The organism is Aeromicrobium ginsengisoli, assembly GCF_004134905.2.
Taxonomy (GTDB): domain Bacteria; phylum Actinomycetota; class Actinomycetes; order Propionibacteriales; family Nocardioidaceae; genus Aeromicrobium; species Aeromicrobium ginsengisoli.
This window is the reverse complement of sequence record NZ_SDPQ02000002.1, coordinates 800207-820671: the sequence shown is the minus strand read 5'-3', so window position 1 is coordinate 820671 and position 20465 is coordinate 800207. Positions and strand designations below refer to the sequence as shown.

The 20465-nt window shown below is 64.4% G+C and carries 22 protein-coding genes; 16 read left to right on the top strand and 6 right to left on the bottom strand.

Annotated elements, in window-relative coordinates; all coding sequences use genetic code 11:
• The first annotated feature begins 292 nt into the window (after positions 1–292).
• Complete coding sequence (locus ESP70_RS10870; RefSeq protein ID WP_149689281.1) at positions 293–865, top strand: PadR family transcriptional regulator; 573 nt, start codon at positions 293–295, stop codon at positions 863–865.
• Here the strand turns inward: ESP70_RS10870 and ESP70_RS10865 are convergent.
• Positions 838–1824 (bottom strand): NAD(P)H-dependent flavin oxidoreductase, encoded by a 987-nt coding sequence (locus ESP70_RS10865; RefSeq protein WP_149689280.1) that lies wholly within the window; start codon positions 1822–1824, stop codon positions 838–840. The genes ESP70_RS10870 and ESP70_RS10865 overlap by 28 nt on opposite strands.
• A 175-nt stretch (positions 1825–1999) precedes the next feature.
• Here ESP70_RS10865 and ESP70_RS10860 point away from each other — a divergent pair, with 175 nt between their 5' ends.
• The 4 genes from ESP70_RS10860 (at position 2000) to ESP70_RS10845 (ending at position 5548) form a co-directional block, all read left to right on the top strand.
• On the top strand, positions 2000–2728 hold the full coding sequence (locus tag ESP70_RS10860; RefSeq protein ID WP_246161998.1) for an enoyl-CoA hydratase/isomerase family protein: 729 nt from the start codon (positions 2000–2002) through the stop codon (positions 2726–2728).
• Positions 2729–3187: 459 nt separating this feature from the next.
• On the top strand, positions 3188–4048 hold the full coding sequence (locus ESP70_RS10855) for an alpha/beta fold hydrolase (RefSeq protein ID WP_149689278.1): 861 nt from the start codon (positions 3188–3190) through the stop codon (positions 4046–4048).
• Positions 4049–4135: 87 nt separating this feature from the next.
• Positions 4136–4873 (top strand): hypothetical protein, encoded by a 738-nt coding sequence (locus ESP70_RS10850; protein ID WP_223148701.1) that lies wholly within the window; start codon positions 4136–4138, stop codon positions 4871–4873.
• 72 nt (positions 4874–4945) lie between these two features.
• Positions 4946–5548: a TetR/AcrR family transcriptional regulator gene (locus ESP70_RS10845; RefSeq protein WP_149689276.1), complete on the top strand. Its 603-nt coding sequence runs from the start codon at positions 4946–4948 to the stop codon at positions 5546–5548.
• Between the two features lie 8 nt (positions 5549–5556).
• On the opposite strand, the gene ESP70_RS10840 is transcribed toward ESP70_RS10845, so the two are convergent.
• A complete protein-coding gene (locus ESP70_RS10840) occupies positions 5557–6240 on the bottom strand; it encodes a winged helix-turn-helix transcriptional regulator (RefSeq protein WP_149689275.1) in 684 nt (227 codons plus the stop codon).
• A gap of 94 nt (positions 6241–6334) precedes the next feature.
• On the opposite strand from ESP70_RS10840, the gene ESP70_RS10835 reads away from it, so the two are divergent.
• The 4 genes from ESP70_RS10835 to ESP70_RS10820 all read left to right on the top strand — a co-directional run bounded on the left by ESP70_RS10835 (position 6335) and on the right by ESP70_RS10820 (position 9168).
• A complete protein-coding gene (locus ESP70_RS10835; protein WP_149689274.1) occupies positions 6335–7165 on the top strand; it encodes an SDR family oxidoreductase in 831 nt (276 codons plus the stop codon).
• Positions 7162–7524, top strand: a complete 363-nt coding sequence (locus ESP70_RS10830; RefSeq protein WP_149689273.1) for a TetR-like C-terminal domain-containing protein — start codon at positions 7162–7164, stop codon at positions 7522–7524. Before ESP70_RS10835 ends, ESP70_RS10830 begins: the two co-directional genes overlap by 4 nt.
• 128 nt (positions 7525–7652) lie before the next feature.
• Positions 7653–8240, top strand: coding sequence for a TetR/AcrR family transcriptional regulator (locus tag ESP70_RS10825; RefSeq protein ID WP_149689272.1), 588 nt, complete (start codon positions 7653–7655; stop codon positions 8238–8240).
• Positions 8241–8307: 67 nt separating this feature from the next.
• Entirely contained in the window at positions 8308–9168 is an 861-nt protein-coding gene (locus ESP70_RS10820) for an SDR family oxidoreductase (protein ID WP_149689271.1), read from the top strand.
• Positions 9169–9180: 12 nt separating this feature from the next.
• Here the strand turns inward: ESP70_RS10820 and ESP70_RS10815 are convergent, their stop codons facing one another.
• Complete coding sequence (locus tag ESP70_RS10815) at positions 9181–9867, bottom strand: TetR/AcrR family transcriptional regulator (protein WP_149689270.1); 687 nt, start codon at positions 9865–9867, stop codon at positions 9181–9183.
• 120 nt (positions 9868–9987) lie between these two features.
• On the opposite strand from ESP70_RS10815, the gene ESP70_RS10810 reads away from it, so the two are divergent.
• From ESP70_RS10810 to ESP70_RS10790, 5 genes are read left to right on the top strand one after another with little or no spacing between them, the layout of a single operon-like run.
• Positions 9988–10974 carry an enoyl-CoA hydratase/isomerase family protein gene (locus tag ESP70_RS10810; protein WP_149689269.1) on the top strand — a complete coding sequence of 329 codons (987 nt, stop codon included), beginning with the start codon at positions 9988–9990 and terminating at the stop codon, positions 10972–10974.
• Positions 10971–11873 carry an alpha/beta hydrolase gene (locus ESP70_RS10805; protein ID WP_149689268.1) on the top strand — a complete coding sequence of 301 codons (903 nt, stop codon included), beginning with the start codon at positions 10971–10973 and terminating at the stop codon, positions 11871–11873. The genes ESP70_RS10810 and ESP70_RS10805 overlap by 4 nt, the downstream gene beginning before the upstream one ends.
• Entirely contained in the window at positions 11873–13369 is a 1497-nt protein-coding gene (locus ESP70_RS10800) for a class I adenylate-forming enzyme family protein (protein ID WP_223148700.1), read from the top strand. The genes ESP70_RS10805 and ESP70_RS10800 overlap by 1 nt, the downstream gene beginning before the upstream one ends.
• Position 13370: 1 nt before the next feature.
• On the top strand, positions 13371–14363 hold the full coding sequence (locus tag ESP70_RS10795) for an NADP-dependent oxidoreductase (protein WP_149689267.1): 993 nt from the start codon (positions 13371–13373) through the stop codon (positions 14361–14363).
• Positions 14360–15205: an alpha/beta fold hydrolase gene (locus ESP70_RS10790; RefSeq protein ID WP_149689266.1), complete on the top strand. Its 846-nt coding sequence runs from the start codon at positions 14360–14362 to the stop codon at positions 15203–15205. The genes ESP70_RS10795 and ESP70_RS10790 overlap by 4 nt, the downstream gene beginning before the upstream one ends.
• A gap of 1 nt (position 15206) precedes the next feature.
• On the opposite strand, the gene ESP70_RS10785 is transcribed toward ESP70_RS10790, so the two are convergent.
• From ESP70_RS10785 to ESP70_RS10775, 3 genes are all read right to left on the bottom strand, one after another.
• Positions 15207–16592 (bottom strand): DHA2 family efflux MFS transporter permease subunit, encoded by a 1386-nt coding sequence (locus ESP70_RS10785; RefSeq protein WP_223148699.1) that lies wholly within the window; start codon positions 16590–16592, stop codon positions 15207–15209.
• A gap of 122 nt (positions 16593–16714) precedes the next feature.
• The gene (locus ESP70_RS10780) at positions 16715–17830 is read right to left on the bottom strand and encodes an aldo/keto reductase (protein WP_223148698.1); all 1116 of its coding nucleotides are present in this window, start codon (positions 17828–17830) and stop codon (positions 16715–16717) included.
• The gene (locus tag ESP70_RS10775; protein WP_149689264.1) at positions 17827–18666 is read right to left on the bottom strand and encodes an alpha/beta fold hydrolase; all 840 of its coding nucleotides are present in this window, start codon (positions 18664–18666) and stop codon (positions 17827–17829) included. The genes ESP70_RS10780 and ESP70_RS10775 overlap by 4 nt, the downstream gene beginning before the upstream one ends.
• A gap of 154 nt (positions 18667–18820) precedes the next feature.
• Here ESP70_RS10775 and ESP70_RS10770 point away from each other — a divergent pair, with 154 nt between their 5' ends.
• Together ESP70_RS10770 and ESP70_RS10765 are read left to right on the top strand one after the other, a co-directional pair.
• Positions 18821–19396, top strand: a complete 576-nt coding sequence (locus ESP70_RS10770; protein WP_223148697.1) for a TetR/AcrR family transcriptional regulator — start codon at positions 18821–18823, stop codon at positions 19394–19396.
• Positions 19397–19458: 62 nt separating this feature from the next.
• Positions 19459–20460, top strand: a complete 1002-nt coding sequence (locus tag ESP70_RS10765; protein ID WP_149689262.1) for an NADP-dependent oxidoreductase — start codon at positions 19459–19461, stop codon at positions 20458–20460.
• The last annotated feature ends 5 nt before the right edge of the window (positions 20461–20465 follow it).

Here is a 20465-nt window from a genome sequence, read left to right as displayed (position 1 = left end):
TTAGCCTGTCATTTCAGTTACATTCGTGGCTCCGAAGCAGCTGACTTTGCCCGCGGGGTGCGTCGGGGGTGCTCGGGTGCTGCCACTGGCGTACAGGGTGGGATGCGGGCCTGGTGGCGTCTGGCGGGCAAGCGCGGTGGCCACTTGTGCCCGATCGGTCGTGAAGCTGCGCGATTCACTGCTGGCAGACTGACTAGCACCGTTCGGAGCGGCCAACGCGACGTGCGATCCCTTCTGCCATGCTGCTGTGACAGCCGCCGGAGGGCCTCGAACCGGACGACGAGGAGGAAGCATGTCGCTCAAGTTCGCGATACTGGCTGCGCTGACCGAACGGTCGTCGACAGGCCTCGAACTGGCGCGTCGATTCGACCGCTCGATCGGATACTTCTGGTCGGCATCCCACCAGCAGATCTACCGCGAGCTCGAGCGTCTACGCGAAGCCGGGCTGGTCAGCACGGTGTCACGACCTGGGCCACCGGAGAGAGGTCAACCCAAAGAATTCGAAATCCTCCCCGCCGGCACCTCCGCCCTGATGGCTTGGACCATCAACCAAGACGATCCTGCGCCCATGCGAGAAGCGCTGTTCGTCAAGGTGCGCGCCGCAGCGGCGCTCGGGAACCCCGGCGTTGAGGCAGCCGTCACACACGACCGACAGATCCATGCGCAGATCCTCAGCCGATACGAGGAGATCGACCGCCGCGATTTTCAGGATCGCGACCTGGACGCTCAGGGGCGTATGCAACGCCTGGTGCTGCAAGCGGGCATCGATCTGGAGCGGACCCGGATTCAGTGGTGCGACGCCGTTCTCACGGAGCTACGGTCACAACAACAGCCAAATCACGAAGCCGATGCGTCGAGCACGTAACGCAGCGCCGAGCGCGCTTGCTCATACTCGGCCGAGAGCCGGGTCACGACGTCCTGCACCGAGCCGATGTCGCGGACAGCGCCCACTCCTTGACCGGCACCCCAGATGTCTCTCCACGGCTTCGGCGCGGAGGTAGGTCGGGACGAACCGAAGTCCATCGCCGATGGATCCGACACTGGAAGGTTGTCGGGGTCCATACCTGCCGCCACGATGCTCCCGCGTAGGTAGTTGCCGTGGACACCAGTGAACGAATTGCTGTAAACGATGTCCGACGCTGCACTGTCGGTGATCATCTGCTTGTAGGCCATGTCGGCACGCGCTTCGTGTGTTGCGAGGAACGCCGAGCCGACGTAGGCGAAGTCGGCACCGGCCGCTTGAGCAGCGAGTACCGACCGGCCGTGCGCAATCGCACCCGACAGGAGCAGCGGGCCATCGAACCAGGTTCGAATCTCCTGCAGGAGAGCGAATGGTGACTGCACTCCGGCGTGACCACCGGCGCCCGTAGCAACGGCAATCAGTCCGTCGGCGCCTTTATCTATTGCCTTGCGGGCGAACTTGTCGTTGATCACGTCATGCAAGACGATTCCGCCATACGAGTGGATCGCGTCGTTGACGTCCTGCCGCGCACCCAGGGAGCTGATGACGATCGGGACCCGGTGCTCAACACATACCTCCAGGTCCTCCTGAAGCCGAGTGTTCGAGCGGTGGACGATCTGATTGACCGCGTACGGCGCAATGGGGAGCTCAGGGTGCGCATCAGAGAACGCGGCGAGGTCCGTGTCGATTTGTGTCAGCCAACGCTTGAGCTCGTTGGCCGGCCTGGCGTTCAGAGCCGGAAACGAGCCGATGACGCCGGCCTTGCACTGGGCGGCGACGAGTTCTGGCCCGGACGCAATGAACAACGGCGAGGCAACCACGGGTATCGCAAGCGGCATCCTCAAGATCGGCGGCAGGGTCATGTCGGCTCCTCAGCTCGGTGGCGAGGTTCAACCTTCGCAAGACATATAGTATTATGCAACTTGATGCAAAATCATATGGGTTCCGCCTCACGACTGTCTGGCGTCCCATCCATCAGAGCGACGACCCCCGAGGAGCTTCATGTCCGAACCGCTATCTCTCTCGATCGCCGACGGGGTGGCGCATCTGGAGCTGACCCGTCCAGAGCGATCAAACGCCTTTGACCTCACCGCCGCCCGCGCCTTCGCAGAAGCCGTGCAGATCATCGAACGTGACGACGCTGCGCGCGCAGTGCTGCTGACCGGAGCCGGCAAGCGATTCTGCGCCGGTGGCGACATCCACAGCATGATCGCTGCCGACGACAGCAGCGCCTACCTGCGCGAACTCGCTGACGTTCTCGATGGTGCCTTGCAGAAATTGGACTCGCTGCCCAAACCAGTTGTTGTTGCGGTACAGGGATCTGTGGCCGGCGCCGGCATCGGCGTCATGCTTGCAGGCGATCTGATCGTCGCCGACCATGCGACCCGGTTCGTGACGGCATACTCCGGCATCGGGCTCACACCTGACTGCGGAGTGTCGTGGCTCCTTCCACGCGCCGTGGGCCAGCAACGCGCCCTTCAGCTCCTCCTGACCCCTACCGTCATCGACGGCGACCAGGCCCTCTCCTGGGGTCTCGTCACCGAGGTCGTCTCAGGAAACGCCGTCAGCCGAGCGCGCGAGCTCGCGGCATCGATCGCCACCGGCCCCAGCCACGCACTCGGGCAGGCCCGGCGTCTTCAACGGGGCTCATGGTCGGCAGATCGGGCCACCACTGGCGCCGACGAGTCGCGGACGATTGCGGCGGCGATCACAACGCCCGAGGCGACCGCCCTCGTGGCAAGCTTCGCTGGATCATCGAGACCCTGAGTCCAACCACAGTTGGTGAGCTGGACGGGGGCGGTGACCTGAGATTGCCATCGTTAGGCCGGGGGCCGCTTCTCAGCGCGATCGTCGCATGTGCGGAAGCAAGGCTCGTAGAGACCGCGATCGAATCGCGTCGGTCAACAGCCCGGCACCGTATGCGGCGTCATCCAAGCGCAGGGCGGTCGCGAAGCGGACTGGGTCGAGATCGGGCTCGAGCCGGCGCCACGCATAGATTATCGGCGATATCACGACCGCGACTGTGGTGGACGACCTTCGCCGCGGGTCGCCGAGTCTGTGCAGGATCCGGCAGCAAGAGGACTGCGATGGCTACCTAGGTCTCGACGCTTCTTCGAACCAGGATCGTCGGTACGGCAAGGCAGCTCGCTTGACAAACCTTTCTGAGTTAACTCATAATTGAGTATGCTCGCTTTTGAGCAACCAACCAGAAGGAGAACAATTCTCATGAGCAACTACCAGGACGAACCCGTCGTCACCTCGTACGCGAAGGCACCCGCCCGCACCGTCACCGCTGGTGGCGTCACGTACGCCTACCGAGAGCTGGGGCCGAAGGGCGGCATCCCCGTCGTCTTCTTCGTGCACCTCGCCGCGACGCTGGACAACTGGGATCCGCGCATCGTGGACCCCATCGCCAGGAACCGTCACGTCATCACGTTCGACAACCGCGGTGTCGGAGCCTCCACCGGCAGCGTGCCGGACACCGTCGAGGCGATGGCCGATGACGCCTACACCTTCATCAAGGCTCTCGGCTTCGACAAGATCGACATCTTCTCCTTCTCGCTCGGCGGCATGGTCGCGCAGGATCTGGTCGTCAAGCACCCCGACCTCGTCCGCAAGCTCGTGCTGACCGGCACCGGGCCGCGCGGCGGCAAGGACATCGACAAGGTCGCCGGCACCACCTACTGGGACATGCTGCGGGCCGCCGTTACGCGGTCGGACCCCAAGGAGTTCCTGTTCTTCAACCGCAACGAGACCGGAAAGCCAGCGGCCAAGGCGTTCGTTCAGCGCCTCGAGGAGCGCACCGAGGACCGCGACGCTCCGATCAAGGTGAAGGCGTTCCAGACGCAGCTGAAGGCCATCAAGAAGTACGGCCGGTCCGCCCCGTCGGACCTGTCGACGCTGACCCAGCCCACGCTGATCGCGAACGGCGACAACGACCGCATGGTGCCGTCGGTCCTGTCCGAGGACCTGCACCGCCGCATCGCGGGGTCCGAGCTGGTCATCTACCCCGACTCCGGGCACGGCGGCATCTTCCAGTTCCACGAGGAGTTCGCTCCCGTCGCCGTCGACTTCCTCAACCGCTGACCCTCACTGAAAGACATCACCATGAGCACATCACCGACCACACGACTCGGCGTGAGGAAGCACTTCTCCTCCTCGATCCTGCTGTGGGTGCGCACCGACCAGCCCCGCCAAACCGGCATGGACTACTGGAAGGGCCCGCACTCCGGCATCATCTCCGCGACCCCAGGCATGGAGGAATACCGGCAGATCCACCTGGCCGAGGACAACCCGGGACGCTGGCCTTCAACCGAAAGGGTGGAGACCACCATCCCCGCCGACCGGAAGATCGACGGCATCGCGGAAGTCACCCTTCAGTCCGCGCTCTCTCCGCTGAAGGGACGCAAGCAGACGGCGCTGGCGTACAAGGACGAGATCAACGTGTTCCGCCGCACTCTCCTCTATGGCGGTCTCCCGAATGCCTCCCGCTGGTATGACGTTGCCGCGCCCGGCGAGGTGGTCGGCTCGCGCGCCGTCATCTACCTGCGCCGGCGCGACGGAGCCAGCGCGGGTGAGTTCCGCAGGTTCGTCAACAAGCAGCTGGTGTCATCCATGGCCGCAACCGGGGTACTCAAGGAGCTGCGCACACAGACCTTCATGCCGTGGAACAAGAAGCTGTGGGACACCCCTGACGTTGCGCACGACAACCCCAAGGACCAGCGATTCCACGCCTCGGTCATCCTCGGATTCGCCGACGATGCGGCGCGCGATGCGTTCTTCTCCAGCCGCGCGGTGAAGGACCTGTCCGAGCAGCTGACGCCGCTGGCCTCTGCGATCCACGCGTACGACGTCACCGCCGCGCTCACCTACGTCAAGGACGGCCATGTCCTCCCCCACTACGAGGACTAGACCGGATTCGCGGGTCCGGTCGTGGAAGGATGAACCTCGGTACCGTCAGAGCCCAGTCCCGGAGGTTGCGTCATGAGTCTCGCCTCCCAGCCGCTCGGCCGCCGCGAACGCAACAAGCAGCAGAAGCTCGAACGCATCATTGCCGCCGCCAGCGAGCTGTTCGCTGAACACGGCGTGGAAGAGGTCACGACCCAGCAGATCGCCGACAAGGCGGACATCGGCACCGGGACGCTGTTCCTCTACGCCAAGACCAAGGGCGAGCTGCTCCTGCTCGTGCAGAACACCCACTACGCCGAAGCGCTCGAGCGGGGCCGGACCGCGGCCGAGAACGTTCCCACGGCACTGGATGCCGTGATGGCGATCATGGAGCCGATTGTGGAGTGCAACCGCACCCAGATCGCCAACGGTCGCACCTACCTGCGCGAAGTCGCGTTCGGCGATCCCGAGGAGCCTCATCACGCCGAGGCGCTGGCGATCGCTGGGCAGACCGAGGGAGCCGTCGCGGCCGTCCTCGTCCGCGACGAGTCGATCGGTGACGACGAAGCCGCAACGGTGGCACACATCGTTACTGCGATCAGCTTTTTCAGCATGGCCTCGAACGCGGACCCCGCCGTGAGCAACGACTTGGTCGTGGACGACATCCGGACTCAGGTCAGCGCGATTCTGCCTCGCTGACTTCGACGTTAGACGGGTGACATCAGCGGGGCGTCAGGGACGTAGACCAACACGCGATAGAGCTCGGTCAATGCGCTGCGCGACCCAGCCAGGACCGTCACGCGTCCGTCCTTGATCGCTTGAGATGGCGTAAGCAGGCGCAGCGCGAGGTCCGTGAACGTCTGCAGGTCGCAGGCAACTCGCGCGACCGGATCGCTCGGCGACGGCCCTGACCGCGCCAGAAGTCGTCCGTCGCGCAGCTCCAGGTGGAACACCTCGTCCCCGACGTGGAACTCGAACGACTCGCGGCGAGCGGGATCCAGCAGCTTCGTCTGCGTGCCCACGAGGGTCATCGCGATGAGGTCAGCACGCGTGGTCTGCGGGTCGATGCGCTCGTCAACCGGTAGGTCGAGGCCCCACAGAGCAAGGGAAACCAGCGGCCCTCTCAGGCGCTCACCCTGAACCGTTAGCTCGTAGGCGGGAACCGCGGCCGGCGCCGGCAGCGTGGTCTTGCGAACGACCCCTGCCTCCTCGAGACCTTTCAATCGGTCGGAAAGCCGGTTGCTGCCGACGCCGGGCAGTGCTGCAAGAAGGCTCTTGAAGCGCTTCGGGCCCAGCAGCAACTCGCGGACAACCAGCAGGCTCCATCGCTCGCCGAGGACGTCGAGCGAGCGAGCGATCGAGCACATCTGACCGTACGTCTTCGTCGTCATCCCGACATCATACGTGTTGACACATATTTTGATACCTGTAACTATACGATTCGTATACTGCATTCGGCAGTTCGCACACTGTCAGGAGAAAGCCATGCCTTCCGTACTAGTCACCGGCGCTGGCCGAGGAATCGGGCTGGCCATCACCCAGCACATGAGCGAGCGAGGCTGGGACGTGTACGCGACGGCGCGGTCCGATGCCGACCTCGAACGTCTCGATCGCCTGAACCGGGTGCACGCGATCCCTCTCGAGATCACCGATCGGTCCGCGCTCGCAGGGCTCGCCGAACGCCTCCCGGCCAAGCTGGACGGCGTCGTGAACAGCGCCGGCATCATCGTGAACGGCCCCGTCGAGGGGTTGTCGCTCGTCGACCTGTCGCGACAGCTCGACGTCAACGTCACATCTCAGATCGGCGTGACCCAGGCGGCGCTCCCGCGCATCCGTGCAGCCGGTGGACGGATCGTCTTCATATCGTCGGTCAGCGGTTTGGTCACCGTGCCGGGGACCGGCGCCTACAGCGCGTCGAAGTACGCGTTGGAGTCGCTGGCCGACGCACTTCGCATCGAGTTGCGACCCTGGCACATCCGGGTCTCGCTCATCGAGCCCGGACCTATCCGGACTGACATGTGGGGTGACGCGCTCATCGACCACGACCGCATGGCCGCGAAGCTGTCCGAGAGCCACCGGGAGCTGTACGCCTCACATCTCGCCGGCACGCGCAAGCTCGTGCCTCGCTTCCAGAAGCTCGCAGGAGACCCCCAGAAGGTCGTCAAGGCCGTCGATCGTGCCCTGACTTCGAAGCACCCGAGACGTCGCTACTTGACCGACAACCTAAGCCGCGTGCAGAAGCGATTCCTGGCGATGTCGCCGACGGCGATCAATGACGCAGTGTTCTCAGCAGCGACCACGACCAAAGTTCCATGACAGGCGCGAACAGTCGGCGGTTCGGGCTCTCCACGCGGGGAAGCTATCGCCCCGCGCAGCCTCGACCCGACAATGAACGACCGGACGCCTTCAAGGCCGCGTACGAGCACCTGGTGCAGGCTGCGTCGCGCCTGATTGACAGCGAGCGAGTCCGTGCCGATGAAGATCCCGAACTCATTGCCGATCAGCTGTGGAGCTGTGTCCACGGCTTCGTCACCTTGGAGCTGGCGGGTCACTTCGCGCATGTGAGCGACCCCGTCCACGAGCGGTTGCAGGCCTTGACGGTGTGCGTCTTCGTCGGGCACGGCGATACCCTCGAGCGGGCCGTGGCCTCCCACGATTCCGTGCGCTGTCGCTAGGGCGGCCTTTTCAGCCCGTGCGTCAGACCGCTGCCGCGACTGGTCGACGCCGAGCTCAGATGATCTCATGATGAACGTCATACAATTGAATCCGGCACAGGCAAGTCGCAATTCGACCAGGAGAACGCATGGCGCGCTACGGCAAGGAACACAAGGACATCACCCGGCGGCGGATCATCGATGCCGCGAGCAAACGGTTCAAGCAGGACGGTTTCGACGGGTCGGGTGTTGCCACGCTGATGTCAGACGCGGGCCTGACAAACGGTGCGTTCTACGCCCACTTCGAATCCAAGGACGACCTCGTCGCGACCGTCGTCCACGAGGAGCTGAGTCGCCAAGCAGCCAGTTTCAGCGACCTGAAGCTCGGACGCGACGGACTCCAGGACTTCGTGCGCGAGTATCTGTCGACCAAGCACCGCGACCACCCGGACGTGGGATGCCCGTCAGCAGCACTTCTGGACGAGATCGGGCGTTCGTCAGCGGCGGCGAAGCAGGCTTACACCGTCGGCGCGAAGGCGATCCTCAAGGAGATTGCCAGTCGCTTGTCGCCCCACGACCCGGATGCGGCGCAGGGAACGGCGCTCAACCTCTTCACGATGATGATCGGCACGATGCAGCTCGCACGGGCCCTCTCCGATCGCCGGCTCTCGAAGACGGTCCTTGAAAACGGCGCCCAGTCGGCGCTCGCCATGATTGCGGCAGACCAACGAACCTGATCGTCACCCGTCGGTTGATGGCGGTTGCCCATTGCCTACGGACTATAACGAAGTTACAGTCCCTTCCATGAAGACATCATTGAAGGGAAAGACCGTTGTCGTGACCGGCGCGGCACGCGGCATCGGTGAACATGTGGCGCGTCTGGCTGCAGAGCGTGGCGCTCGGGTCGGACTGATCGGACTCGAACCTGACCGACTCCGCAGCCTTGCCCTCGAGCTCGGACCCTCGACCGAGTGGCGCGAGGTCGACGTACGCAACTCGAATGATCTCAAGTCCGCCATCGACGACTGCGCCGCAGCGCTGGGTGGCATCGACTTCCTTGTGGCGAATGCCGGCGTTGTCGCGTACGGAACCATCCGTCAGACCGAGGACACGTCATTCGAGCGGGTTCTCGATGTCAACGTCAACGGCGTCTTTCGGACACTGAAACACGCGACTCCGCACCTGCAGCGCAGCCGAGGTCACGTCGCCGTGATCGCGTCCGCTTTGTCGTTCCTGGCGCTCCCTTCGATGTCGTCATACGGGGCGAGCAAGGCGGCCGTCGAAGCATTGGGGCTGACATATCGCCAAGAGGTCGCCCATCTCGGAATCTCCGTCAGTCTGGTTCACCCCTCATGGATCGACACAGACCTGGTGCGGGGCGCCGAGGCCGACCTGCCTTCCTTCCGAAAGCTCCGCGATGGCCTGCCCTACCCCGGCAACGTGACGACGACCGTGAATCAAGCCGCGGACGCGATCGTCCGCGGCCTGGAGCGGCGCCAACGACGGGTGTACGTGCCGCGCGCGGTGGTGGGCGCCAACGTCGCGCAGGGTCTGGTCAACTCCTCCGTGATGTGGCCATGGTTCAGGCGCTTTGCCGGCAAGGCGGTTCCCAACATCGAACGCGAGGTCGACGCACTGGGACGGCAGGATCAGATCCGGACATAGGCCTCGAATACGTCAAAGCGAGTGCAGAGTGGACGCCTCATGACATCGCAACGCCGCGTCATGCGAAGCCTGAGCGCTCTGCAGATCCGCTCCGAGCCCAACCGTGAACACCACGCCGATCGGGACCATGATGGCTCGCACAGGATCTTCGAACTCGACGAAGTGGTCGGCCAGCTCCAGGCTGATGAAGCCGTGCATCGTGCTCCACAACCCAGCAGCAACGGTCTCGGGATCAAGCATTCCAACCTGTTCCGAGCCAGCGAGCCTGGCGCAGGCAGCGGTGATGTGGGCGTACGCCGCTTGGAATGCTGCGGAATGACCACTCCGGCGAACGCCCTTGTCAGAGGTCGGCCGATAGCTCGCGCGGGTCGAGAGCCCGAACATCATGTCGTAGAGGTGCGGGTTCGCCCGAGCGATCTCCCGGACCGTCAGCGCCATCGAGAAGAGGTCAGCGACCGGATCATCCGTGACCGGCAACCGTACGAATGCATTCTCGATCTCAGCGAAGCCGAAGTCGATCACTGCGCCGTACAGCTCGGGGATACCTCCGAAATGATGGTAGACAACCATCGTCGAGACGCCGGCCTCCGACGCGATCGTCCGCGCCTTGAGGGCCGAGGGCCCCTGCTCCGCCAGCAGCCTGACCGTCGCCTGCACCAGGCGTCCTTGTGGATCGTTTAGCGCTAGTTCCTCGGACATGGCTCCCATACTCCCATTGGTACCCGCGCATGCCGCGAAGCAACGCAAAGCGGTCTTGTACTGGTGACGTAACTTCGTTATAGTCTGCTGCAAGCTGTTCATCCGCGCAAGGAGTTCGCCATGGCAGAAGATGTCAGAGGAAACCTCGAGATCGAGAACCGTGGTGCAGTCCTGGTTGCCCGCATTGATGGGGGCCCTCTCGGGCTGTTCGGCAACGACATCGCTGAGCAACTGGACGTCCTGGTGGATCGCGCAGATCGCGACCCGGATGTTCATGCAGTGGTCTTCACCGGAACCCATCCAGAGCGATTCGTCAGCCATGCCGAGGTTCGCTGGCTGCAGGAAGGCGGCGCGAAAGTGCCGTCCGTCGGCGTGAAGGGTGCTTCCGCACTCGCACGCACCGCCAGAGGGGTCAACCGGACTGGCGGAATGCAGTCACTCCTGGGCAAGACACCGCTGTGGCCCGCGGTCCAACTCGAGCGGGTCCATCAGACCTTCCTGAAGATGAACCAAAGCGGAGTGATCTTCGTGGCCGCCCTGAACGGGTCCGCCCTCGGGCTGGGCGCCGAGTTCAGCTGGGCCAACGACCTACGGGTCATGGCCGACGGTGACTTCTTCATCGGACAGCCCGAGGTCTTGCTTGGCATCATGCCGGGCGGCGGCGGCACCCAGCGGCTGACCCGGCTGATCGGGACGCATCGCTCACTCGTTGCCATTCTCGAAGGCAAGCCGTTCAGCCCGGCCGAGGCTCTGGCGATCGGGGCGGTTGACGATGTCGTGCCGCAGGATCAGGTCCTTGCCAGGGCCATGGAACTGGCTGAGCACTTCGGCAGCCGGACCAAGGGATCGATCGCCTCCATCAAACGTGCGGTGTACTTCGGCGGCTCGATGTCCTTGTCTGACGGCCTGCATGTGGAGCGCGCCGAGTTCCTCACCACAGCCCTCTCCAAGGTTGGCCAAGAGCTGATGCTCGACTACATGGCCAACTCCGAAGCTTCCGGAGAGCTGCCGCTCTACATTCCCGGCGTGTACGACGAGGTGCTGCAGACGGGCACGACTCGCGGAGCCGGCACCACGACCACATCAGGATCGGAGAAGAAGCAATGAGCAAGGCAAAGACCTTCACCCGTCACGACATCTCGTTCTTGTCGGACGGGGACGAATGCGCGGGCTGGCTCTACCTTCCCGACGGCATCGCCTCGCCGCCGGTCGTCATCCTTGGGCACGGCCTGGGCGCGACTCGCGAGATGCGCCTGGATGCGTTCGCCGAGCGGTTCGCTGCGGCAGGGATCGCTGCCGTCGCCTTCACCTACCGACACTTCGGCGACTCTGGCGGCCAGCCTCGTCAGCTCCTTTCGATCAAGCGCCAGCTCGCCGACTGGGATGCCGCCATCGAGCACGTCAAGAGTCGCGACGACGTGGACGGTACCCGGTTGGCGGTGTGGGGCAGCTCGTTCGGCGGTGGTCACGCCATCACCGTTGCATCCCGCCACCCCGAGCTCCTGGCAGCAGTGTCCCAGTGCCCGTTCACCGATGGCCTCGCGTCTGCAAAGGCACTTGGTCCGATCGGATCGATGCGGCTGATGCCCCTCGTCGGTCGCGACCTGATCGCGAAAGCTCGCGGCAAGGAACCCGTGCGCATCACACTCGCAGGGGCTCCCGGTTCCCGGGCACTCATGACGGCTCCGGACGCCCTGCCTGGATACCTCGCGCTGATGCCCGAAGGGCAGACCTTCGTCAATGAGGTTGCCGCACGGGTGGCACCCACCATCACGGCATACCGTCCTGGTCGCTCAGCCAAGAAGGTCTCCTCGCCGATCCTATTCTGCGTGTGCGACACCGATTCGGTGACACCACCGGCAGAGACCCTCGCGTACGCCCGAACAGCACCGAAGGGCGAGATCAAGAGGTATGCCGCAGGCCATTTCGACATCTATCTCGGCGCGCCCTTCGAGGCCGTCGTGGCCGATCAGATCGAGTTCCTGACCCGTCACCTGAAAGCTTGATGACCGTGCCGTTCTCCTCCCTCCTCGACCACCGCGCAGCCCTGGATCCTCAGGGCCGGGCAGTTTCCGACTCCGCACGCACGTTCAGCAATGCCGAACTGCTCGACCGAGTGCATGCGGCTGCGTTCCACCTCAGAGAACTTGGCATCGGTCCGGGCGACGTGGTAGCCCTCAAGCTGACCAATCGGGTCGAGTTCATCGTCCTGCTGTTCGCCGCATGGCGCATCGGTGCCACCATCACGCCGGTCAATCCGAGCTTGACGGCTGGCGAGGTCGCTCGTCAACTCGATGACTCTCGGACCAAGTTGATGGTGGTGGAGCCCGCCTCCGAGACTCTCGACACCGCCGCCGGCGTGCCGGTGTTGGACGTTGGTGAGCTACGAAAGGTCGTCGAGCCAGGATCGTCGACTGAGCCGTTTGTCGACCCGAGTGCTCTCGCACTGCTCATCTATACGAGCGGCACCACGGGGGTGCCCAAGGGCGTCATGCTCGATCACGCCAACCTCGAGGCGATGGCGCAGATGGGGCTGGACGCATTTCGTCTCGACGCCACGGACACGTGCTTGCTCATCCTGCCTCTCTTCCACGTCAACGGCATCGCGGTCAGTGTGCTGATGCCACTTCTTGCCGGCGCGAACGTCGTCGTGGCGAGCCGCTTCCATCCCGACACATTCTTCGACCTGGTCGAGGCCGAGCGACCGACCTTCTTCAGCGGCGTGCCGACGATCTTCAGCATGCTTGCGACGATGCCTGCCCACATTCGGCCGGACACATCGTCGGTCCGCTTCGCTATCTGCGGCGCGGCGCCGGCCCCCGCTGAGCTTTTGGAGCGATTCGAGTCGAGATTCGCCGTTCCGATCATCGAGGCATACGGATTGTCGGAGGCAACCTGCGGATCTACCACCAACCCGATCGATGGTCCGCGCATGCCGGGGACAGTCGGCCTGCCCTTCCCCGGGCAGGAATTGCGGATCCTGGGGCATGACGGGACGGAAGTGCCCGTCGGCGTCGACGGCGAGGTTGTCGTCGCGGGACCCAATGTCATGCGCGGGTATCTCGGCCGCCCGGAGGAGACAGACAAGGTGCTGGTCGATGGTTGGCTTCGAACCGGCGATGTGGGACACCTCGACGACGACGGCTACCTGACGCTGGTGGGCCGATCGAAGGAAATGATCATCCGGGGCGGCGAGAACATCTACCCCAAAGAGATAGAGGACGTCCTGACCGGTGACCCAGCCGTGCTGGACGCAGCGGTGATCGGCATCCCCGACGACATGTGGGGCGAGATCGTCGTGGCGTACGTCGAGCCTGAGCCCAGTGAAGTGGTCGACATCGATGCTCTTCATGCTCGTTGCGCGACAAGTCTGAGTGGTTACAAGCGCCCCCTCGCCATTCACGTGGTGGATGCCCTTCCACGCAATGCGGTTGGCAAGATCGCCAAGCTCGCGCTCCGCGACCACCACAGCGCATCCCACGAGAACGAGAAAGTGAGCTGACATGAGGGCATTCATCGTCGAGTCATACGGCAAGGACGGACTGCGGGCTGTGGACCTGCCCAAACCCAAGGTGGGCCCGCTCGACGTACTCGTCCGAGCCCGCGCGGCCAGCATCAACCCGCTGGACAAGATGGTTCGCAACGGCGAGTTCAAGCAGTTGTTGAAGTACAAGCGCCCGTTCGTGCTCGGGCACGATGTCGCTGGTGTCGTGGTCGAGGTCGGGGCGGACGTGCGCAACTTCGCCCCGGGCGATGAGGTGTACGCCAGACCCCGAGACCTGCAGATCGGCACCTTCGCCGAGTTCGTCGCGATCCACGAGGACGATGTGGCTCTCAAACCGCAGTCCACGTCGTTCGACGAGGCTGCTGCCGTACCGCTCGTCGCCTTGGCGGCCTGGCAGACGCTCGTCGATCTCGCCCACGTCAAACCGGGCCAGAAGATCCTGATCCATGCCGGCGCAGGTGGCCTCGGTTCGACCGTCGTCCAGCTCGCCAAGCATCTGGGGGCCTATGTCGCCACGACGGCTCACACCGATGACATCGAGCGAGCCCGCGCCCTCGGCGCGGACGAGGTCATCGATTTCACCAAGACCGACTTCTCTGAGGTGCTCGCTGGATACCACGTCGTGCTGGACTCACTCGGAGGAACCAACCTCGAGAAGTCCCTGACGGTGCTCAGGCGAGGTGGACTCGCGATCAGTGTCGTCGGCCCGCCCGACCCGTCCTTCGCCGCGCAGCTCGGGCAGCCGATCTTGAAACCCGTCATGGCGCTGCTCAGTCGCAAGGTCCGCAACCGGGCAAAGAAGCTGGGAGTGAACTACTCGTTCTTCTTCATGAAGGCAAGTGGTGCGCAGCTCACTGAGTTGGCCGCACTGTATGACAACGGGACGCTTCAGCCGGTTCTCGACCGCACGTTCCCGTTCGACCAGACGCTCGAGGCGATGGCATACGTCGAGCAGGGCCTCGCCAGCGGCAAGATCGTCGTCACACATTGAGCGCGCTCACCGTGCCCAGCGCTAACACCGCCCCGACGTTGAGCGTGGAGGTCGGTCGAACCCGGTTCGCCTACCGTGAATTCGGCGCGGGCACCGGCACCCCGGTCGTGTTCCTGCATCACTTCACCGCCGTCATGGACGACTGGGACCCCCGCGTGATCGACGGGCTCGCGTCCGAACGACGCGTCATCACCTTCGACAACCGCGGCGTGGGCGGCACGAACGGGCGGGTGCCGATGACGGTCGAGGCGATGGCCGACGACGCGATCGAATTCATCCGGGCCCTCGGACATCAGCAGGTGGACCTCGTCGGCTTCTCTTTGGGCGGATTCATCGCGCAGGTCATCCTGACCAAGGAGCCCGGACTGGTCCGCAGAGTCGTCCTAGCTGGCACCGGTGCCGCTGGCCAGGATGGTGTCGGCCAACTCAATCGGCGCATGTTCGGCGACGCGTTGCGTGGGCTGTTCACCCGTACAGACCCCAAGCCTTTCCTCTTCTTCACGAGGAGCAGCAGTGGAAAGGCCGCGGCCCGCGCGTACATGGGCCGGCTCCAGGAGCGGGAGGTGGGTCGGGTGAGGCCCACCTCGCTCCGCGGGGCCGCCACGCAGCTCCTTGCCATTCGACGGTGGGGGGCGCAGGAACCTATGGATCTGGGAGCCATCGGCCATCCTGTGCTCGTCGCCAACGGTGAGGACGACAGGATGCTCGCGACGCGGGCATCCTTCGACCTGGCGCACCGGCTACCGAACGCCTCACTCGCGATCTACCCCGACGCAGGCCATGGCGGAGTGTTCCAGCATCACGAACGCTTCGTTCCAACGGTGCTGGCCTTTCTCCGCTGACTTAGCCAGCTTTCCCGCTGGACGAGAGAGCCGGGGACCCTGAGGCGCCGGCCGTTCGCCGGTGCGGCATGAAGATCGCCAGGACCGCAGCCAAGGCAACCGCGCCCGAGCCGAGCCAGAGCGCAGGGACCAGACCGTCGACGAACCGCGTGGCGGACTCGTAGCCACCCTGAGCCGAGAACACCGCGGCGAGGGTGGCGACGCCGATGGCTCCTCCGACCTCACGAATGGCGTTGTTGGCACCCGATGCGATGCCCTCTTCCTCTGGCCTGACAGTGCTCATCACCAGGTTCGCACTCGGGGCGAAGAACATGCCCATGCCGATTCCACACACGATGAGCGCCGGCAACAAGGCCGTGTACGAGACGTCCGGCTCAACAGCGATCGCCCACAGGGCGAGACCCACGGCATTGAAAGCCATTCCAACGGTGACGACAGGAGCTCCGCCGATCCGGTCGGACAGCAATCCGGCCAAGGGACCGACGACCATAGGCATCGCCGTCCACGGCAGCATCCGTACGCCTGCCTCCATCGGCGAATAGCCGCCGACGGTCTGGAGATACTGACTGAGGAGGAAGATCGACCCGAACATGCCGACGAACATCAGCAGGCTTGCCGCATTGATGATGCTGAAGGCACGGCTGCGGAACAGTCGCATGGGTAGCATCGGGTTCTCAGCACGGAGCTCGTAAAGGACGAAGGCAGGCAGCAAGACCGCACCCGCGGCGAAGCCGGCAAGGATCGAGGGGCTGGTCCATCCGTCAGCATTGCCGCGCACCAACGCGTACACGACACCGAACAGACCACCACTCGCCAGCACCGTGCCCGGCAGGTCCAGGCGGGAGTTCGGGCCATGGCTCTCATCCAGCAGTAGTCGGGAAAGCGGAATCAGCACAACACCGATCGGGACATTGACCCAGAAGATGGCCTGCCACGCGATGTGCTCGGTGAGTGTGCCGCCGATGAGTGGGCCGGTTGCGACGGCGACGCCGCTGGCCGCGCCCCAGATGCCGAAGGCCGCGCCGCGCCGCTCGGGCGGGACGGCGGCGGAGAGCAGGGTGAGCGTCAGCGGCGTCACGATCGCGGCGCCAAGGCCCTGTCCGGCCCGCGCCGCGATGAGCTCACCCATCCCGGGCGCGAGTGCCGCCGCAGCGGAAGCAGTGGTGAAGATCCCGAGGCCGATGAGGAACATCCGCCTTCGACCGAAGCGGTCGCCCAGCGAGGCGCCGAACATCAACAGCACCGCGAACGTCAGGGTGTATGCGCTCACCGTCCACTCGAGGTCCTCGAGACCGCCTCCGAGGTCCTCGCGTATGGAGGGAAGGGCTGTGGTGACGATCAGATTGTCGAGCGCGGTGACGAACCCCGCCACGCTGGTGATGATCACGGCCCACACGGCGGACCCGTGTCGAGCAGTTTGTTCAGTTGTTGTCATGAGTGTTCCGCCTTTGAATATCGATCAACATGTTGTTGCCAGGCCCCGCGCCCGCGAAATTTCCACCTTGCGGTTCACGCCACAGGAACGATCGGACCGTCGATCTGTGCTGCCAGTCCCCCTTGCACCCCGTCCAGCGAGACCGCGTTGGCCTCGTGGGGGACGCCGAGAGAGATCGCGCTGACCTTGGTCAGGTCGTCGAACTGCTCCTGAGTGAGCTCGAGATCGAGCGCTCCGAGGTAATCGTCCAGCTGGGCGACATTGCGCGGACCGATGATGGGTACCGACGAGGTTGCGAGCCGACGCGAGCGCTCGTTGACCCACGCCGTCGCGACCTGTGCAGGGGTTCGTCCCACGCCCTCCGCGATCGAGATCACCGCATCGACGACGGCCGTCTTCTGGTCGGTCGACTCCGTGTGGACGAGCATCTTCAGGTCCGACAGGCGACCTTCTTCGCTGCTGCGATATTTGCCGGTGAGCAGCCCTCCGCCGAGCGGAGACCACAGCGTCACGCCCAGTCCGAGCGCCTCGGCCATGGGCAGAAGCTCGCGATCGGCCGACCGTTCCACGAGGCTGTACTCGACCTGGATACCGGCCACTGGCTCCCATCCTGCGATGTCCGCCAGCGCCACGGCGCGGGAAACGCGCCAGGCGGGGAAGTTGGAGAACGCGGCATGCAGGATCTTGCCTTGGCTGACGAGATCGTCCACGCCACGCAAGAGCTCCTCGATCGGCGTGAGGGCATCGGGGTAGTGAACCCACAGCACGTCGACGTAATCGGAGTCGAGTCTCTTGAGGCTGGCCTCGACCGATGTCCGCAGGTTCTTCCTGCCGTTGCCGGTGCGCGAGAGTCCGCCGCCGGGCTCGGCACCCATCGTGAACTTCGTCGCCAAGACGAAGTCATCACGATCGGCGTGGACGAACTCGCCGACAAGCTCCTCGGACTGACCGAACTGGTAGACGTCAGCGGTGTCGATGAAGTTGCCGCCTGCCTCGACGAAACGCTCAAAGATCTGCTTCGCCTCGTCTCGCTCCGCACCGGCGCCCCACCCGGTTCCGAAGTTGCCAGTCCCCAGTGCGTACTGCGACACGCGCAGTCCTGTGCTCCGGCCAAAAGTTGTGTAGCGCATACGTTTGCTCCATTGGTAAAGAGGTTGAGATGTCATGTCCCGCCTGCGGGACGAGCTCACTTCGCCAGGAACTCCAGCGCCTGGGCAACGAACCGGTCGTGGTACTGGAAGACGCCACCGTGGCCGGCGTCGGGATAGATCGCGAGCTCGCTGTTCGTGAAGCGCTTGGCCATGTCATGCGAGTTGGATGTAGGAACCATTCGGTCTTCGTCACCGTTGGCAATGAACACTGGGATCGTGACCCTCGACAGGTCAGCCGGCTTCTGGGTCCCCCAGGTGTGGATCGCCTTGAGCTGGGCACGGAACGCAGGGACGGCGATGGCCTTGTCCCGGTCGTCCTTGCGCTCCTTGAGGCGCTTGAGGAACGCCGCTGCCTCACGCTTGCCGTTCGGCGTCCGCGTGAAGAACAGGTAGGTCTTGGGGTCCTTGAAGGTCAGCAGTCCGCGTGCCGTGTCGAGCAGCGAGAGCCGAGTGACCTTGTCGATGCCGACCCCACCCGCAGGGCCAGTGCCGGTCAGGATCAGCTTGCGCACGAGCTGCGGATCGAGCTGCACGACTGCCTGGGACACCATGCCGCCGAGCGAAAACCCTTGCAAGTCAACCCTGTCATGACCCAGCGCCCGAATGACCGCGATGGCGTCTCGTGCCATGTCCTCGACGGTGGTGCGCGTCTTGCCTGCGGACGAGCCGACTCCGCGGTAGTTGATCGCAATCACGTGGTGCTTGGCCGCGAAGCCATCCACAACGCGCGGATCCCAGTTGTCCAGCGTGGCAGCCAGGTGGTTGAGGAAGACGACGGGCACGCCACCCTTCGGGCCGAGCTCGCGGTACGCGTAGGTCACTCCCCCGACGTCGATGGTCCGCCCAGGTGCTGTGCGGTATGTGGTGGTGGTCATCGTCGCTTCCTTTGGTCTGCCCGGCCGGACGCCGATGCGTATGTAAGTAAGTTGATATTATGATCGTAATTCTATAGATTCGACGTTGTCAACATCCGATGCCGGACGGCGCTCGTGATAGTCTTATGATCGTAATATCAGCGAAGGAGTTCTCTTGCGATACGACCCGGACCACAAGCCGGCCACTCGCCAGCGCATCCTCGCCAGCGCCGGTCGGCGTCTGAAGGAGGACGGGATCGATCGGTCCGGTATCTCCGCACTGATGGCGGATGCGGGGCTCACGAACGGCGCCTTCTATTCGCACTTCTCGTCCAAGCAGGACCTCGTCGCGACCGCCATCGCACAAGAGCTCGACGACCAGGCTGAGGCGTTCCGTGCGCACGGTTCAACTCCCGAAGCGCTCGAGTTCTTCATCCGCGAGTACCTCACCCAGTGGCACGTGGATCATCGTGGCGATGGATGTCCATCCGCAGCCCTTCTGGACGAGATCGGCCGGTGCAACGAGTCCACGCGAAAGACCTACTCCGAAGCCCTCATGGGATTCATCGACGAAATGGCGATCGCCCTCAGCCCCGGCAGCGCGACCGTTGAGCGCAGCAAGGCGTTGAGCATCTACGCGGTGCTCGTCGGGACGATGCAGCTGTCACGCGCACTGACCGATCCGGAACTGGCGGCACGTGTGCTCGATCGCGGGGTCGAGAACGCCATGAACGCCTTGCGCTCCCTCTGACCAGGCAAATACCCACCATCACGCAACGGCCACTCGGGCCACAGGAAGCGAGTCACCCAGCCATGAAGACATTCATCGTCGAGCGCTACGCCAAGACCGGAGCGGTACGTGCAGCAGAACGCCCCGAGCCCGAGGTCGAGGCTGACGAGGTGCTGGTGCACGTGGAGGCCGCGGGAGTCAACCCGCTGGATTCCAAGATCGCGGTCGGCGAGTTCAAGCTGATCCTCCCGTACCGTCCACCGTTCGTCCTCGGCCATGACGTGGCCGGCGTCGTCGCGCGCGTCGGGTCAGCCGTCACGCATTTCGCGCCGGGCGACACGGTGTACGCACGCCCCCGCGATTTCCGGGTCGGCACGTTTGCCGAACTCGTCGCCGTCAAGGAGCGGGACCTGGCGCTCAAGCCGAGCACCATCTCGTACGAGGAGGCGGCTTCGCTTCCTCTGGTTGCCCTGACGGCGTGGCAGGCCCTGGTCGAGAAGGGCCGGGTCTCCCCCGGCCAGAAGGTCTTCATTCACGCCGGATCAGGCGGTGTCGGCACCATCGCAATCCAGCTGGCCAAACATCTCGGCGCCTTCGTCGCCACCACGACGAGCACCGCCAACGTCGAATGGGTCAAGTCACTCGGCGCCGACGTCGTCATCGACTACAAGTCCGAAGACTTCGAGAAGGTCCTGAGTGGGTACGACCTCGTGCTCGACTCTCTCGGCCCAGACAGCATCGTGAAGTCACTGACCATCCTCAAGCCCGGTGGGATCGCGATCGGCATCGGCGGGCCGCCAGACCCGATCTTTGCGAGGGAGATCGGCGCCAACGCTGTGGTCAAGGTGGCGACCCGCCTGCTCAGCCGCAAGGTGCGCAAGACCGCCCGACGCCTCGGCGTCCGATACTCCTTCCTGTTCATGACGGCCAGCGGCGCCCAGCTTCGCGAGATCGCGGCACTCGTGGACACCAAGGCAATCCAACCTGTCGTCGACCGGGTCTACCCCTTCGACGAGACGCTTGACGCCTTGGACTACGTCGACACCGGACGCGTCAAGGGCAAGGTCGTCGTGTCCATGGGCTGACGTCG